This window comes from Polyangiaceae bacterium, assembly GCA_016715885.1.
GTDB lineage: Bacteria > Myxococcota_A > Polyangia > Polyangiales > Polyangiaceae > Polyangium.
The window spans coordinates 618,118-633,238 of the sequence record JADJXL010000018.1 but is presented as its reverse complement, the minus strand read 5'-3'; the positions used below and the strand labels follow the sequence as shown (position 1 = coordinate 633,238).

16 protein-coding genes are annotated in these 15,121 nt (G+C 59.6%); 3 read left to right on the top strand and 13 right to left on the bottom strand.

Annotated elements, in window-relative coordinates; genetic code table 11:
- The first annotated feature begins 28 nt into the window (after window positions 1–28).
- Window positions 29–2,164 (top strand): excinuclease ABC subunit UvrB, encoded by a 2,136-nt coding sequence (uvrB, locus tag IPM54_23780; GenBank protein ID MBK9262811.1) that lies wholly within the window; start codon window positions 29–31, stop codon window positions 2,162–2,164.
- Window positions 2,165–2,186: 22 nt separating this feature from the next.
- Here uvrB and IPM54_23775 read toward each other — a convergent pair whose 3' ends face one another.
- Window positions 2,187–3,041 (bottom strand): DUF309 domain-containing protein, encoded by an 855-nt coding sequence (locus tag IPM54_23775; GenBank protein ID MBK9262810.1) that lies wholly within the window; start codon window positions 3,039–3,041, stop codon window positions 2,187–2,189.
- Window positions 3,042–3,131: 90 nt separating this feature from the next.
- Here IPM54_23775 and IPM54_23770 point away from each other — a divergent pair, with 90 nt between their 5' ends.
- Window positions 3,132–3,791 (top strand): thioredoxin family protein, encoded by a 660-nt coding sequence (locus tag IPM54_23770; GenBank protein MBK9262809.1) that lies wholly within the window; start codon window positions 3,132–3,134, stop codon window positions 3,789–3,791.
- 2 nt (window positions 3,792–3,793) lie between these two features.
- Here IPM54_23770 and IPM54_23765 read toward each other — a convergent pair whose 3' ends face one another.
- From IPM54_23765 to IPM54_23745, 5 genes are all read right to left on the bottom strand, one after another.
- Entirely contained in the window at window positions 3,794–4,066 is a 273-nt protein-coding gene (locus tag IPM54_23765) for a PqqD family protein (GenBank protein ID MBK9262808.1), read from the bottom strand.
- Window positions 4,063–4,473, bottom strand: coding sequence for a lasso peptide biosynthesis B2 protein (locus IPM54_23760; protein ID MBK9262807.1), 411 nt, complete (start codon window positions 4,471–4,473; stop codon window positions 4,063–4,065). The genes IPM54_23765 and IPM54_23760 overlap by 4 nt, the downstream gene beginning before the upstream one ends.
- A 24-nt stretch (window positions 4,474–4,497) precedes the next feature.
- A complete protein-coding gene (locus IPM54_23755) occupies window positions 4,498–5,352 on the bottom strand; it encodes a hypothetical protein (protein MBK9262806.1) in 855 nt (284 codons plus the stop codon).
- A gap of 295 nt (window positions 5,353–5,647) precedes the next feature.
- A complete protein-coding gene (locus IPM54_23750; protein MBK9262805.1) occupies window positions 5,648–5,839 on the bottom strand; it encodes a hypothetical protein in 192 nt (63 codons plus the stop codon).
- 21 nt (window positions 5,840–5,860) lie between these two features.
- Entirely contained in the window at window positions 5,861–7,981 is a 2,121-nt protein-coding gene (locus IPM54_23745; GenBank protein ID MBK9262804.1) for a PqqD family peptide modification chaperone, read from the bottom strand.
- A 196-nt stretch (window positions 7,982–8,177) separates the two neighbouring features.
- Here IPM54_23745 and IPM54_23740 point away from each other — a divergent pair, with 196 nt between their 5' ends.
- Entirely contained in the window at window positions 8,178–9,023 is an 846-nt protein-coding gene (locus IPM54_23740) for a hypothetical protein (protein ID MBK9262803.1), read from the top strand.
- A gap of 252 nt (window positions 9,024–9,275) precedes the next feature.
- Here the strand turns inward: IPM54_23740 and IPM54_23735 are convergent, their stop codons facing one another.
- Genes IPM54_23735 through IPM54_23705 form a run of 7 tightly spaced genes read right to left on the bottom strand, consistent with a single transcriptional unit; the run spans window position 9,276 to window position 14,864 of the window.
- Complete coding sequence (locus IPM54_23735; GenBank protein ID MBK9262802.1) at window positions 9,276–10,169, bottom strand: hypothetical protein; 894 nt, start codon at window positions 10,167–10,169, stop codon at window positions 9,276–9,278.
- On the bottom strand, window positions 10,142–10,954 hold the full coding sequence (locus tag IPM54_23730) for a DUF455 family protein (protein MBK9262801.1): 813 nt from the start codon (window positions 10,952–10,954) through the stop codon (window positions 10,142–10,144). Before IPM54_23730 ends, IPM54_23735 begins: the two co-directional genes overlap by 28 nt.
- Window positions 10,955–10,960: 6 nt before the next feature.
- On the bottom strand, window positions 10,961–12,298 hold the full coding sequence (locus tag IPM54_23725; protein MBK9262800.1) for a PD40 domain-containing protein: 1,338 nt from the start codon (window positions 12,296–12,298) through the stop codon (window positions 10,961–10,963).
- Window positions 12,289–13,164: an energy transducer TonB gene (locus tag IPM54_23720; GenBank protein MBK9262799.1), complete on the bottom strand. Its 876-nt coding sequence runs from the start codon at window positions 13,162–13,164 to the stop codon at window positions 12,289–12,291. Before IPM54_23720 ends, IPM54_23725 begins: the two co-directional genes overlap by 10 nt.
- Window positions 13,161–13,589, bottom strand: a complete 429-nt coding sequence (locus IPM54_23715) for a biopolymer transporter ExbD (protein MBK9262798.1) — start codon at window positions 13,587–13,589, stop codon at window positions 13,161–13,163. Before IPM54_23715 ends, IPM54_23720 begins: the two co-directional genes overlap by 4 nt.
- A gap of 24 nt (window positions 13,590–13,613) precedes the next feature.
- Window positions 13,614–14,294, bottom strand: coding sequence for a MotA/TolQ/ExbB proton channel family protein (locus IPM54_23710; protein MBK9262797.1), 681 nt, complete (start codon window positions 14,292–14,294; stop codon window positions 13,614–13,616).
- Between the two features lie 12 nt (window positions 14,295–14,306).
- Window positions 14,307–14,864: an OmpA family protein gene (locus tag IPM54_23705; protein MBK9262796.1), complete on the bottom strand. Its 558-nt coding sequence runs from the start codon at window positions 14,862–14,864 to the stop codon at window positions 14,307–14,309.
- Window positions 14,865–15,121 lie beyond the last annotated feature (257 nt).

Here is a 15,121-nt window from a genome sequence, read left to right as displayed (position 1 = left end):
AGATTCGGGGACTACGTTGCCGCCCCCTGTGTCAAAGCGTTTCGAGCTGGTTTCGGGCTTTCAACCACGTGGCGACCAACCGCGGGCCATCGAAGAGATTTGTTCGACCTTCAACGGCCCCGACAAGTTTCAGTGCCTGCTCGGCGTCACCGGCAGCGGCAAGACGTTCACCGCCGCGAAAGTCATCGAGCGGATGCAAAAGCCGACGCTCGTCATGGCCCCGAACAAAACGCTCGCTGCACAGCTCTACGGTGAGCTTCGGGACCTGTTTCCAAACAACGCCGTCCACTACTTCGTCAGCTATTACGACTACTACCAACCCGAAGCGTACGTCCCTTCGAGCGATACGTTCATCGAGAAAGACGCGATCATCAACGACGCGATCGATCGCATGCGGCATGCGGCCACCCACGCGCTCTTGTCGCGCCCGGACGTGCTCATCGTCGCTTCGGTGAGCTGCATTTACGGCATTGGTTCCGCCGAGAGCTACCACGGGCTGCTCATCAAGATGGAGCGCGGCTTGGAATTGCGGCGCGACGAATTGCTCAGGCGCCTCGTCGACATCCAATACGACCGCAACGATATCGACTTTCACCGCGGCACGTTCCGCGTCCGAGGCGACATCGTCGAGATCTTCCCGGCGTACGAAGAAAGTGTCGCGATACGCGTAGAGTTTTTCGGCGACGAGATCGAGGCGATCAAAGAGGTCGATCCGGTTCGGGGAAAGGTCATCCGCGAGATCGACCGCGTCGCGATTTATCCGGGTTCGCACTACGTGACCGAGCAGCAGCAGCTTCGGCAGGCCATCGCGGCCATCCGCGAAGAGCTGCGCGACAGGCTCGACTACTACGACAAAGCAGGACGGTTCCTCGAGAAACAACGCATCGAACAGCGCACGATGTACGACCTGGAAATGCTCGAGCAGATGGGGTTCTGCAACGGCATCGAGAACTACTCGCGGCACTTGTCGGGGCGCAAAACAGGCGAGCCGCCGCCCACGCTGATCGACTACTTTCCCAAAGACTTCCTGCTCATCATCGACGAATCCCACCAGACGATTCCGCAGGTCTCGGCGATGTACCGCGGCGATCGCGCTCGCAAGGAAACGTTGGTCGAGTACGGATTTCGGCTTCCAAGCGCGCTCGACAACAGGCCGCTCAAGTTCGAGGAGTTCGAGGAGCACTACAACAAGGTGCTCTTCGTCAGCGCCACGCCGGGGGATTACGAGATCGAGAAGACGGGCGGCGTGGTCGTCGAACAGATCATTCGTCCCACGGGCTTGAACGATCCGGCCATCGACGTGCGGCCCGTCGCCGGCCAAGTCGACGACTTGCTCGAACGCATCCGCGCACGTGTGTCGAGCAACGAACGGATCCTCGTCACGACGTTGACCAAGCGGATGGCCGAGGACTTGACCGAGTACTACACGGAGCTCGGGGTTCGAGTGCGTTATCTGCACTCGGACGTGGAGACGCTCGAACGTATTGAAATCCTTAGGGATTTGCGACGCGGTGAGTTCGACGTGCTCGTCGGGATCAACCTGTTGCGCGAGGGGCTCGACCTGCCCGAGGTGTCGCTCGTGGCGATCCTCGATGCGGACAAGGAAGGCTTCCTTCGCAGTACGCGATCGCTCATCCAAACGATTGGTCGTGCTGCTCGTAACGTGCGTGGCGAGGTGATCATGTATGCGGATCGCGAGACGGACTCGATGCGGCGAGCGATCCAAGAGACAAACCGGCGTCGTGCGTTGCAGAAGGCGTACAACGAAGCGCACGGTATTACGCCGGCGACGGTGACGAAGGCGATCTTCGATTTGTCGCCGACGTCGGGATCGCGGGACTATTACGCGGTGCCCAAGAACGCGGGCGCATCGGCGGACAAGGGCAGCTCAGCGATGGCGACGGCCGACATTGCCGAGCGGATCGAAGCGCTGCGTCAGGAGATGTTTCTGGCTGCGGAAAACCTGGAGTTCGAGAAGGCGGCGCGGCTACGCGACCAAATTCGAACGCTCAAGGGCGAGCTCGAGGGGGACGGCGGTGGGGCATCAGGATCGGCCGAGCCTGCCCGGGCGACGAAAGGCGCGGCGCGGGGAGCTGCTGGCGCTCGAGCGAAGAAGTCTGGCAGTCGGGGCGGAGCTGGCAACGGTCGCGGCCGGTACCGTTAATCGTCCAGACAAACGATCGGCGTCAGGACGCGATGTGGATTTGCGCGACGAAGCCGGGGTCGATCTGAACGTCGATTTGCGCGGGGCTTTGCGATGCGACCTGTTCGAGCTCGGCGTGAATGCGTTCGAGATTGCCCACGAGGTCTGCGACGGAAAGGCCAAGCGTGCCTTCGGGGGTTTCGCGTAGCTTGTCGAGCGCGAGCTCGAGCAGTTGCGTGGCGCTGGATGGGCTTTTCGCGCGGTAGAGTTTGTGCATCGCCGTAGCAATGAGAATCAAGCCGGTGAGGGTATTGCGGACGATGCCTTCCGGGCGTGGGCGCCGGCTTTCTTCCCAAAGCTCGTGAGCGTCGAAGTACCGCCCATTGCGATAAGCTTCGAGGCCCTCGGCCAAGAGTTTACCGGGGTCGGCCCCTTGCGGCACGGCGGTGCGACGTTCGAGCGTGGGACCGGGCTCGACGAGGTTCAGCGGGGGAATGAATGAAACGGCAAGGTCGACGCTTTTGATGGAGAGCAAGCGGGCGACTTCGGCCAAGCAGGCGCGTGTTGCATCGCGGAACGTGGCCAGGTCGATGCCGCCGTAGACGTCGGGGAGCTCGTCGAGCTTGAGCAAGGCGCGTTCGAGCAAGTGGAGGGCGCCACGCAGCTCGCCGTTGTGGCGGACCTTGTGCATCGCGTTGGTGACTTGAATGAGTGCCTGGAGAAAACGGCGCGTGGTCTCGTTTTGCTCACCCTGATAAACGACTGTCCAGATGTCGTGCGCATCGAAATGGCAATGCGCGCGGTAGGCTTCGAGCCCGCGATTGAACTCGACCTCCCGATCGACGCTCGCTGCGTTTTGGGTGTCACTCTCGCTGACGCTCTCGGTCTCGCTTTCCATGGGGATTGGCGGATGATACACGATGAAGCGAGCAATTCAAATCGAAGCACGCGAGTGGACGTCGCGCAGCCGGCGGGCTACACGTAAGTCGTGACGAAACACGCATCGCAAAGCAAGCCTCGACGCGGCAAGGCATCGCGCCGCAAACCCTCCGCAGGCTCGTGGGCCAGTCTCGCGGCCGCAGGCGGAGCGATCCTCGGGCTCGTGGGATTGCTTTATGCGTCGTGCAATGACAGTGCGCCCAAGCCCGAGCCCGAGGTGCAAGCAGCGCCGAACGTGGCGGCCACACCGACGGTCGCCCCGACGGTGGCCACGACCGTAGCGCCACAACCAGCGGCCCCCAAACCTGCAGCGGAAGACTGGAACGACACCCAGATCGCGTGGCAATCGTACGAAGCTGGCATTTCACGGGCCAAAACCGAAAACAAACCGGTTTGTCTGGTATTCTTTACCAACTGGTGCCCCCATTGCCGCAATTATAGCAAGATCTTTTCGGATCCCCGCATCGTTGCCCGTGCGAAAGAGTTCATCATGATTCGCCTGAATGCCGACGATGTTCCCGCCATCAGCAACGCGCATTCGCCCGACGGAGCGTACGTGCCGCGCACGTTCTTCCTTGGGCCCGACGGCAAAATGCTCGCCGACGTGCACGCGCCGCGCCCGCAATACGTTCACTTTTACGACGAGCACAATCCCGAATCGCTGCTCGCCGGAATGAACGCAGCCCTGCGAAAAATTCGGGCGATGTAAAGCTAGAGGGTTCGCACCAGCCCGTCTCTTCGCAGCTCGCCCAGGAGTCGCGCCGCTTCGCGCTCGGCTTCGGCTGCGTCGACCTCGAACGAGGCGCAAAGCCGCCGCCCAAGCTCCAACATGTCGCATTCGCCTTCGGCAAGCGCTTTCCACACGACGACGCCCGCCCGATTCAACGTGTAATAAAGTCCCGAACCTAGATTCAGTAAAACGCCGCTGCCATCGTCGAGCTGCGTAAAAAGCACGTCGCGGCTTGGAGAAAAACGTTCCTTCATCGTGTTGCGCGCTCGCCGGGATAAACGTACGTGACGACCATCCGCGCGTCCAGCGCTTCCTGGTATGGCGCCCCATCGAGCTCCACCCATGCATGCGCAGTCAAACCTTCACGCGCTCGCGGATCCATCCCCATCACGAACGTCGCAGCATGACCGGACCGACGAAGCAATGCATAACGCGTAAGCGCTCGATACAAGCACGTATCCGGTACGACACGCATGCGCCTGCATAACGCCTCGACCAACCTGAGCACACGCCATACCTCGGACAAAGGCGTCTTTTCGGATGGCATATGCGCCGGCGTCAAATCCTCGAGAATCCGCGGCAGCGCTTCAGCAGGGATACGCCTCGCAAGCCGAATCCGCAGCTCGAACGCCCGAGCCACAAGAGACACTCCGGTAAACATCGAGGCCGCGGTCACCACGCCGAATCATCCAATGGATAAGCAATTTCGCTCGACGACTTCGCAAAGTTTCGGCAGCGCATCGAGACACGGCGTAAACCGCACATCGAAAACGGCAAGCCGCGACGCAATGTCGAAATATCGCGACATCATGAGCGCATTTCGTTTGGGATCAGACAAGATGAACGAATAAATATGCGGCAACACGGCACGAAAAGCATCGGACGGAGAAAGCCGCTTCACTTCGACGTGGAATTCGCCAGGTTCTACATTCCCACCCGTATGTCGCTCGAGAACGGCAATCGCTGAAAGAGGCGCCGATGCTGCTGCTGAAATGAATTCGAGCTTTTCGCTGGAGGCGATTTCCACTCGCGGGCGAAATGGCAAACGTAATGCTTCGAACGCATTTTGATGCGGCAAGAAGACGAGCGAATCGTCGGCCCAATGCTCGTGCTGCCTTCGCGAGAGCGCATACGCGAGTGTGGATTTTCCCGTGCCTGATGTACCGCAGAATGCAACGACCCCGACTGCACCGAGCACGCCGCTGGCGTGAAGCATTTCTGCTCCGGCTGCCTGCAAAATCATCGGCAGGGCAAAACGATGATAAACCTCTTCCATCAGCGGAATTTTCGCCGCACTCGAAACCGTACCTCGCACGTGTCCAGCTTCGTCGACGACACGAATGATCCCGACACGAGGGAGCAGGACACGCGGAAAACCATTGTCCATTTCGCAAATGGCGTGCGTATCGCCATCGTCGGTCGTCCACGGGATGGCATCGGGCTTGACAGCGAAGCTTTCGGGGTCGAGCGCTGGGTCGACATCGATCACGAGCTGCTCGGCGGCGCGTCGATGCAGGCTGGCTTCCTGAGCTAGAGGCACGGCATGCATCCTAGCAGCGAGCTTGGGTGGCCGACATCAATCTTTGGGCCGACCTTTGGCACCGCGCCGGTGCCTGCGGGCTCCGCAAAAATAGTCTTGCAATATCGGGGATTTCGTGTGTCCTTTGCGGACATCGGATGGGGCAAACGCCATGAGCGTCGCGCCCCACTTCTGCTACGGGCCGTAAGCACGCCAAGACCAACGCTCGATACCTGGTCCAGGTTCACGTGCGTCTCGAACGAAAGCTAGCTGAGCAGCCTGACAGGACCTGCACGGTCATGCGAGCTGCTGAACATCATCCAAGGCTACCTTTTCGCGTCATGCCGGGGTCCATGTCGAACTTGGAGCCCCCCTTGCCCAGACCCTGCACGAAGTCTTCGAGGCGCCCCATTCGGACGAGCAATGGGCGTTCCCAAGCGGTCTTCGTGAGACCAGGCGGAGCGTCCATCGAAGATTGTTCTTGCTGAATCGTGTCCTCGATTTTCATGTACCGTACTTTCAGGCTGCATCACGATCGAGCAAAGCGTGCGGCGAGCCATGCCTCCGTGCTTAGCAGTTGCCACACGGGCACCCAACGTTCAGATCTACCAGAAAAAAATTGCTCCATGAGCTCGTCGGCCGCGCGCGGGTCCACGATACCAAGTTCCGAAAGCTTCGTCGCCCCTCGCAGACGACTCCACGTGTTTCTTCCGAATCGACGCAAAACATCGCGTCCGAGAACGGTAAAGTCGACTTTGCGCACGGGCATCATCACCGACGGCAGCTTCCTCGTAACCAGTTCTCGCAAAGGGCCTTTCATGCGCCCACCTTGATAAAGGTGCCGCGGATGGACGCGTAATGCAAGCTCGACGAAATCTCGATCGAAAAAAGGATAGAGGATACGTACTCCAAATCGCCCCGCCCACTCGCGCCCCTGCTCCAGCTCGAGGCTGAGAGACGGCGTTTGCGGCAAATCACGCATCGCCTCCACATATCGGCCTTCTCCCGGCCCAAGTTCCACAGAAACCGACTTTCGAGCGCGATCCTGTATGTCTTTCACCACTCCTTCTCGAAGCGGCACCGAGAGAGGGTGTAATCGATTTCGCACCAGGTGGTAAATTTTGGCACCATATGCACCTCCCACCCGTCGCGCTCCACTTATGAGAATGGGTTTCAAGGCCGCCTGCCAGAGAATGAATTGCGCGACGTGAAAAGCTGAAAACGGCGACGTTCGCTGCCAGGCCCGAGTGAACTCGACGAGCCCGTGCACATCTCCGTGCAAAAACAAGTCATGAGCGTATCGCGTGTCGACCACGAGCATTTCGTCGCCGCCCGTGCCGAAAAGGATGCGGCGCAGTCCCAAGTCTCGCGCCGTGACGAACAGCGTGGAATAAAGGCCCTGCCACAATCCCAGAACGGGACCGGAATTTCCCGCGGATTGCGCGAGCGCCGATGCCACGAAATCCTCGTCGAGCGCCGCGGGATTCACCGTGCGAAAATGCTGCGGCATCCCGAGCACTCGAGCGACGCGGGCTTGGGTCACCTCTTCGTTGCACTCGGTATCCGGAAAACGCACCGACAGCGCTGATAACGGCGGAACATCGGGCCCGCGTAAATCTGCGGCAACGGCAGCAATACCTACCGAATCGAAACCACCGCTCATCGCGAGCGCTTGCGCTCCGACTGATATGCATCGCTCGACCGCGCGACGCAACGTGCTCTCGAATTGCGCAAGCTCGTCTTCGGTGGCCCACGAAAATCCAAGCGGCAATGGATTCCAGTAACGAACGACCCGCATCGTCGTCCCGCGCACTTCGAGCATGTGCGCAGGCGGCACGCGGCGTATATCCCTATAAAACGTTTCATGCAAATGGTGCGAAAAGGATGTAACCAGAAGATATTCTGCAATTCGTGTCACGTGTGGCTGCTTCGACACCTCGGGTTGCGCGAGCAGGGCATCCACGGACGACGACATCAAAAGCAGCCGTTCATTCCAAAAATAATAACACGGGTGCAAACCCATGCCGTCGCGCCCGGCAACCAGACGGTTGTTTTTCCGGTCCCATACGGCCGTAAAAAACCCACCTCGCAATGCATGCAAAAAGTTTTCGGCTCGTTCCGCATATGCGTCGGCAACGTGCCGCGCCGCGGCCAAGCGTCCGCCCGAGGGCATATCGAAGAGATATCCGTCAAAGAGGACGATATCGCCCGCAGGCGTTTCAAACACTTCCAGCGCATCCGGCGCTTCCCCATCGCCCACGTCGATTCGAGGTTTGCCTGCATCGGGCTCCCATCGCAATACCCACGTACCCGGAGGTAAATTCGATACATTACGCGCTGGCCCGACCACCTCGACCGATGGCACGCGTCTTTCCGATGCGAGCAGTCCCTCGCGAAGAAGTTGCGCCACGAGCGATTCGACTTGCTCCTTCAGCACAGACGCATCCACGTCGAACTTCGCGCGCAGGTGATCGAGGCATCCATCCAATGAATGCTTTTCCTCGATCCAAAGCCATATTTCGGTCCCCGTCCCATTCAGCTCGAATACGGCATTGGTTTCGAGATTCACGATGAAAAACGTTTCGTCGAGCCGGCGACCGACCACGTGCGATGCCGGGCCGAGCGAGCACTGCCACATGTCCGCACTCATTCGCCCACCCGCACGGACGCTGCAAGGCAACGCAAACACCCGGGACAAACCCCGGCCCGGAAGCTGTTCGTTTGCATCGCATTCGACATGCGCGGACAGTTACCACAACTCGGCAGGCTTGAGAAGCTCGCAGTTCAGCACAAAAAATGAAAGGAACTTTACCCTGCGAAACCTGCGCAATATACTGTCGCCTGCGATGTCAAAACCATCCTTGCGCGCTTGGGTTCGCAGTTTCCTGTGGCTCGATGGCGTCGTGCAACGTGCCGTCAACCTTCAGGATAGCTTGCGTGACGAATTGTTCTTGGCGTGGATTCCACCCGGCGAACGAACTGCAATCACCACATCCCTTTACAGCCGCGAACCGTCCTACATGCCGGGACGCGGGCATGTGGAACGGGGGCTTTTTCCTGCCGAGGAGTATGCTCTTCGCGCCAGGCCCCTCGCGCCAGGAGCCCGCATTCTTCTCGGCGCTGCCGGCACGGGCCGCGAGCTCGTCACGCTCGTCCAGCGCGGGTTCGACGTCGTCGCTTTCGATCCCTGTTCATCGTTCGCCGATGCCGCACGATCCATCGCACCCCAATCGAAATTCGTCGATGCATCGTATGCGGATGTCATCCAAGCCGCCCGCAGCGGCACCGGACCTCTTGCATTCGTACGTGACGAACCCGCTTTCGATGCCATCATGTTCGGCTGGGGCAGCCTTTCTCACGTTTTACCGCATGCCGAACGCGTATCCCTTTTCTCCGCCTTGCGAACACTCGCCCCTCGAGCTCCCATTTTTGCAAGCTTTCTCTTTCGCCCAGATACTGCCGATTTCACCCGAGGCCGAGCGCGCAATGCATTCAAGCGGATTTTCACGACACTTGGCGCACCCGGCACATCCGAAAAAGGCGACCACTTTTCCCCGTACATCGGCTTTTTTTCGGCGCTCGGGCGGGAAGAAATCGATATGCTCGCCGCCGAATCCGGTTACGACGTCGTGCACTTCGATGCCGGCGCCGATGCATACGCGGTGTTCGAGCCCAAGAAAATCGGGACGTAAACGCACCGCACGCCCGCGCGGGGTTAAAACCCCGCGCTACACGATAAAAAGTCCCTCACTTCCGTTCGGGACTGGCGTTGTGCGGGTTGGGATCATCATCGAGAATCCCCGACGATTTCGCAGCAGACACCAATTCTCACGATGACGCTAGTCCGAGCGCGGTAGCGCGAGGACTTTTCAATGTGTAGCGGCGGGTTTCAACCCGCCGCGTGGTCCCGCGACGGGAGTTCGACGCGGAGCCCAACAGTTGCACTAACCTTCTTCCAGGTCGGGCCGCGTTTTGCCCATTCCAATCGCCCACCCCATCGAATATCGCGCATTGATTTCACACCGAGGATTCCATTGCAACTTCCCGTGCTCGTCCCGCCAGCGAAATGCATCGATACCAAACGGACCAAAGTACCCTGCCTTGACCAATGCATCCGCCACCGCCTTCGCCGCCATCACAAGCGAATACGCCTCGTCCCGCCCCAGCTCACCGCTACGCACGCGCCGCGTCTCGATCCACGCGCCATCTTCGGTCATCTGCTGCCACGTCGGCTCCCCGAGAACCACCACCCCCGCCGCCGATACATGCCCATGAAGCCCAAAATCGGCCACTCGTTCGACCCATGGCTCCACGACCAGCGCCCCAGAATAGCGTAGTGACGCTTCGATCCACGATTTCGCGTCACCCAATACTTCATCCGGACGCGCCCGACGTCGCCCTCGTCCCGCAAATCCATGTGGCCTTCTCAATAGCCAATTGCCCCGCGGCGACGGCAAAGACAATGCCTCGACGACTTCCTCGAGTGTCGTCACACAACGCTGCCCCGGTAGAACCGCCCCCAATTCGAGCGAAAATCGCCGATCATTGACGCGCCGCAAAACCTCGAATTCGGGCGCCGGCAATCGAGTGGCCCCCGCGCGCGCAAGCGCCATGAGCGCCCGCGGCGTCGGTAACCACGCGCGCCCCAAACATCCCTCGGCCAAACCTTTTTCGTTTTCCTCGCCAAATAAAATCAAATCGCCCGCAGGCACGAGCGTACCCAATTTTTCCACGAGATTCGGAAGTCGTGCCCGCATGTCCGCTCCAATCGTGCGCCGCGGACTCTCGAACTCCACTTCCGCACCGAGGTTCAGGAGCCACGCGGATCGGGCAACCATCGTTCGAGCTCCGTCAAAAAGTCCTCGGGAAAACCCGCTCGCAATCGAGCCGCCTTGTTCTGCGGCGTCCCACGCATCACCATCGGCGACAAGGGCTGCGGCAAGTGCCCGCGCCACTTGTCGAAATCGACATCTTCCGTCAATCGCTTGAACCATCGAAGCGCAAATCGCACATGCGGCACTTCCTCGGCACACACCACCGCTTGAATGCGCGCCCCTTCCTCGTCTCCAATCGCCGCAAACCGTTTTTCAAACCGTACCGCATGATCCAAGTTCCCGCCCTCGAACCCCATGCCCATTACCGCCACGTAATGCGCCGGCGTCGGCGATTGCGGCACGCGCTCCCAAAACCAATCCCGCACCGGAAAATCACCGAATGAAGCCCCAAGCTTTTCCAGGTGACCAAGATACATGTTCATGTGCCGTATTTCATCGCCCGCAATGCGCAATAGCCCTTTTTTGAAGGCTCGCGGCGCATCGGGAAACGCCAATAGCGCCCAGCACATCAGCTCCGCCGCTTGCAGCTCGTGATGCAAAAACGTGTGCACGAGCTCCGCGCGACGCATCGGATCGCGAATCGCATCCGGCCCCGGCGCCTTCGGCGCGCGCGACACGATTTTCAGCAATGCCGGACGCCCAGGCCGCTCGATACGACGCACGGGCGGATTTTCTTCCCATACCAAAGGCACGGGCGGAGGCGCAAACTTGCCCGCGACGAGCTCACTCGTCACATAATCATAGGCCCAACGTTCAGCCGTACCCTCCGCCGGGACCAATGAACTCATGACCCATCAATTCTTCACTTCGACCGCTTGCCCTGGCGGCAATGGGTCCCAGCGAAGCGAATCCCCGAGAAGCGTCGATACTCGTTTGGCTCGACCACCATCGAGACGCATCACGTAAAGCCCAGGTCCCTCGCCCGACGTGCGCGTCGAAAAAAACGCCACGAGCCGCCCATCGGGACTACACGCAGGATACCCATTTCGTCCTTGCCCTTGCGTGAGCCTCACCATGCCTCCACCACGTTCGTCCGTTGCAACGAGGTCCGTGTCTTTGCCAACTCCTACCGCATAAACGACCCGTATGCCATCAGGATGATTGCAAAATGTAGGCGATGAAGCGAACAACCCATCCGGAGAGATTGGTTTGCCATCCACGTAAATTCGCTGACCCCAACGCCCTTCACCGGAAAAACCGATCTTTCCAGAAGGGGAAAACGACGGGCGAAGTGCCATGCCCACGTCGCTCGCAGGTTCGAGGTTCGCGAAATCGGGCCCCGCAAACAATTTGATGGACGTGCCCGTGCTGACGGATACCGCTACGCGCGACCGATCCTTGGAAAACGCGAGACCGTACACGGAGCCTTTGATCGGCAAATCCACCGTCGTGCCCGCAGCAGTACGAATCTTGAATTCTCCCTTGTTCCGGCTCGAAGCGAAATAAAGCTCCTCACCTTTTCCAAATGCCGGCGAAAGCGATATCTCGTCCGAACCAGACATGGGCTTCGCATCGAATCCATCGGCGTCGACCGTGAATACTCGACGCAGGCTGCTCACGCCCGACACGAACGTCATTCGGCTGGCAAACGCACCATTTTTCCCCGTGAGCGCGCCAATGATGAGATCCGACAAGCGGTGACTTTCTTCACGCAACGAAGCTTTTGTTACGACAAACCGTTTGTCGAATACGGCAGCCGCTCCGTGATGCACGAGAAATACCCGCCCCCGAAGCTCCACTCTGTCCTGCCCATCCATCGGCTTCGCTCGCACTTCCACGAGCGCCTCGACCTTTTTCTTTTGCCAAGCGGCAACATCGAGCGCATCCCCTGAACCAGATGTCTCGGGCGCATCGGCATCCGATAAAAGATCGAATTCGCCAGACAAATCCAAGTCCCGGCGCGCCACATTTCGCAAGATGACGTCCTCTTCATCGAAGCTCGACGAAGGAAGCACCGCAATACGCGGCAATGGACGCGTCGCACCCGCCACGACGACGATATTTCCGAGCAGATCCTCGGGACGCGGAGGCTCGGTCGCTTCGGTCCCGTCCGCCCATGCAGGCATTGCAGCACCAAGCGTGGTCAAACCCGAAAATAACGTCAGAGCGAGCGCGCGGTTCATCAATCGCATCTTTCCGGTGTGCAGGTAAACGTGAGCGAGATTTGGGATTGAAGTATGTCGGGGTAATTTTCGGGCGGCGGCGGGAGCTCGTCGCCTTTGGCACTTTCGAGCGCCCTGCGAGCGGCATCATCGAAAGCCGCTTGACCACAAGGGACGATCGAATAGCTGGCAACCGATCGCCCACTGGACAAGATGACCGTCGCCGATACGCGATATTTTACGATGTCTTCCGGGGACAAACCGGATCCCGAAACGCGAAATCGCCGACTGAACCAGCTTCGAATCTTGTCGCGATAAATGTCGACCGCTCGAGCTTTCAGCGGATCGGTTTCCTTGCCGTCTTTTGCTCCATCTTCGTGGCCTTTTTCATCCACGTTTGCCGGCGGAGTCTCCTCTTTCGGCACTTCGATGGGCGTCTCGACTTCCTTGACGACCTCCGCTTCCGGCGGCGGCACGGGAGTATCCGCTTTCGCCACCTCCATTTCTTTCGGCGGCGCCGCTTCGGCCGTTTTTTCTGCTTTCGTCGAGGCGAACGCTTTTTGCTCCGCGCGAGGCTTTGCTCGCGGCTTCAGCCACCGGTCGGGCAGCTTTGTATGATCGCGCTTTCCGCCAAGCTTCAATGCCGGCGCATCCAAATCGAGCACCGGAACGACTTTGACCGGAATGCTCGATCCTGTATCGATTTCGGCAACATCGGCGGGCCTTTGCAAGTTCGATGCTCGCAAAAGAAGCACCGCGCCGACCTGCACGGCCGCGGCCACGACGAGCGCAATGGCGATTTCACCGGGGTGATAATTGCGGTGCTTTTTCGATTGCGCCGCACGCACGGCATGCGCCGCCATGTTCACCCCGATTCCTGGCGCGCCCGCAGTCAATTCGCTCCCTCCTCGACTTCCGGCTCGACGAGCAAATTCAGTCCTAGCACGCCGGCCGCACGAGCCGCCGCGACGACGCGCGCCACCGCGGCATAACGCGCATTCTTGTCGGCGCGAATGTACAGCTCTTTTTCTTTCTGAATGCGCGGATTCGTCGCGAGCACACCTTCGACGCTCGCCGTCACGTCGTCCTCGCCAAAGAAAACCTTTTCATCCTTCGTCACGGTCACGACGAGCTTCGTATCTTTGACGGGAGCCTCCGTCGCCTCGACGTTCGGCAATTCCACACGAAGCCCCGTCGAAAGAAGCGGCGCCGTCACCATGAACACGACGAGCAGCACGAGCATCACGTCGACGAGCGGTGTGACATTGATCTCGCCAAACCCTCGCCCTCGTCCGCGCCTCGAACCGCTCGTCATGGCCATGTCGAAATCCCTTTCCTTCGAAACTTACGCCGGCTTCGATCGCTGAATGGCAGCCGGAACCTCGGCAACCAATGCAACCCAGCCATTGCTTGCCGCTTCAATCGACGACATCAGCCCGTCGATGCGCTTGTTGAGCGAATTGTACGCGACGACCGCCGGAATGGCCGCAGCCAATCCAATCGCGGTTGCAATGAGCGCCTCGCCAATGGCAGGAGCAACGACCGGGAGACTCGCGCTCTTCGCCTGACCAATGCGCAAAAAGGCGTCCATGATGCCATAAACCGTGCCAAACAGTCCCACGAAGGGCGCCGCGGCGGCAATGGTGGACAGCGAATTCATCAGCGATCCGGCGCGCTGCTCTTGATCGACGAGCGCCCGTTTGGCCACCGAATCCAGCAACTTCGGGCTGCCCGCGCGTTTTCCCAATTCCAGCACCACGTGCGCGCCCGGTGCATCCGAAAAACGACTCGCCGCCGCAAAAAGCGCCTCCGCATCGAGCGCCTGTTGCGCCTCGTTCTGGAATCGCCGCTCGGCCCTTCCAAGACGCCCGAGTTGAAAAAGCTTCAAGAGCGCAATGACCCACACGAGCGCCGCCGCTGCAATGAGCATCCACACGACGACGAACACCGGCCCCGACGAATGCAATATCAGCGATATCGGGTCCAGCTGAATGGGCGCTCCTTCACCGAGAGCAATGTCGGTCATCTTCTATTCTCCTCAATCGGCGAGCAATACTTCGACGTTGCGATCCTGTGCCCAGCCTTCTTCATCGAGCCCCGTCGCCTCGACTTCACCGTGCGACGACGTCTGCATGCGGTCCGATTCGAGCCCCTTTTTCGCCAAAAATTCCGCCACGCTACCGGCGCGCTTTTGCCCCAAACCAAAATTGTATTCGGTTTCTCCGCGCATGTCGGCATGACCAACCAGCTTCATGCCCCGTCCCGCAAGCGCTCCCGTCGTGAAACAACGCGCGAGCGCCACGAGCGCCCCCGAGGCATCCTGGTCAATTTCAGCAGAATCGAAGGCAAAGTGCATTTTGGGAATATCCCCACAAGCCTTCATGATCCGATCTTCGATGTGCACCGTCCCCGCGGTCGGCGATGTCGGTGCCGGTTTTGCCGCGGTTTTCTCAGGAGTTGCCACGCGCACCACGACCGGCGCAGGCGTGTTCGATTCCGCCGCCGTCTTCGGCAAAGCTGCTGGATCGGATCCGCAACCGAGCGCAAATGCAGCCATGAGAGTGCTGACGACGATGATGGACGCTTGACCTGACATGATTCCTCCGTCGAAACCGGTGCGAACCGTAAAACCCGAAATGCGGCTCGCTTTTGGCTCCAAAACAAACACCACGGCCCTCGGGTCACGACGACCCTGAACGCAGATCTGATTCGAGCTTTCCCCCGCGTTACTAGCTACGCATTTGCAGGGCCAAATTTTTTGCGTGCTTTTTTTCCTGCCCGCGAGAACAGGGCTAGCAGTCGAGTTGTTCCCGGTCAAGCAACGGCGCCATCGTCATGATCGACGCAAAATCA

Bases quoted from the DNA above. Each gene is read 5' to 3' on its own strand.
- IPM54_23745 (MBK9262804.1), bottom strand. From the start codon at position 7,981: ATGAGTGCGGACATGTGGCAGTGCTCGCTCGGCCCGGCATCGCACGTG.
- IPM54_23750 (MBK9262805.1), bottom strand. From the start codon at position 5,839: ATGAAAATCGAGGACACGATTCAGCAAGAACAATCTTCGATGGACGCT.
- IPM54_23730 (MBK9262801.1), bottom strand. From the start codon at position 10,954: ATGAGTTCATTGGTCCCGGCGGAGGGTACGGCTGAACGTTGGGCCTAT.
- IPM54_23705 (MBK9262796.1), bottom strand. From the start codon at position 14,864: ATGTCAGGTCAAGCGTCCATCATCGTCGTCAGCACTCTCATGGCTGCA.
- IPM54_23715 (MBK9262798.1), bottom strand. From the start codon at position 13,589: ATGGCCATGACGAGCGGTTCGAGGCGCGGACGAGGGCGAGGGTTTGGC.
- IPM54_23710 (MBK9262797.1), bottom strand. From the start codon at position 14,294: ATGACCGACATTGCTCTCGGTGAAGGAGCGCCCATTCAGCTGGACCCG.
- IPM54_23765 (MBK9262808.1), bottom strand. From the start codon at position 4,066: ATGAAGGAACGTTTTTCTCCAAGCCGCGACGTGCTTTTTACGCAGCTC.
- IPM54_23725 (MBK9262800.1), bottom strand. From the start codon at position 12,298: ATGCGATTGATGAACCGCGCGCTCGCTCTGACGTTATTTTCGGGTTTG.
- IPM54_23760 (MBK9262807.1), bottom strand. From the start codon at position 4,473: ATGTTTACCGGAGTGTCTCTTGTGGCTCGGGCGTTCGAGCTGCGGATT.
- IPM54_23735 (MBK9262802.1), bottom strand. From the start codon at position 10,169: ATGGTTGCCCGATCCGCGTGGCTCCTGAACCTCGGTGCGGAAGTGGAG.
- IPM54_23775 (MBK9262810.1), bottom strand. From the start codon at position 3,041: ATGGAAAGCGAGACCGAGAGCGTCAGCGAGAGTGACACCCAAAACGCA.
- IPM54_23740 (MBK9262803.1), top strand. From the start codon at position 8,178: ATGTCAAAACCATCCTTGCGCGCTTGGGTTCGCAGTTTCCTGTGGCTC.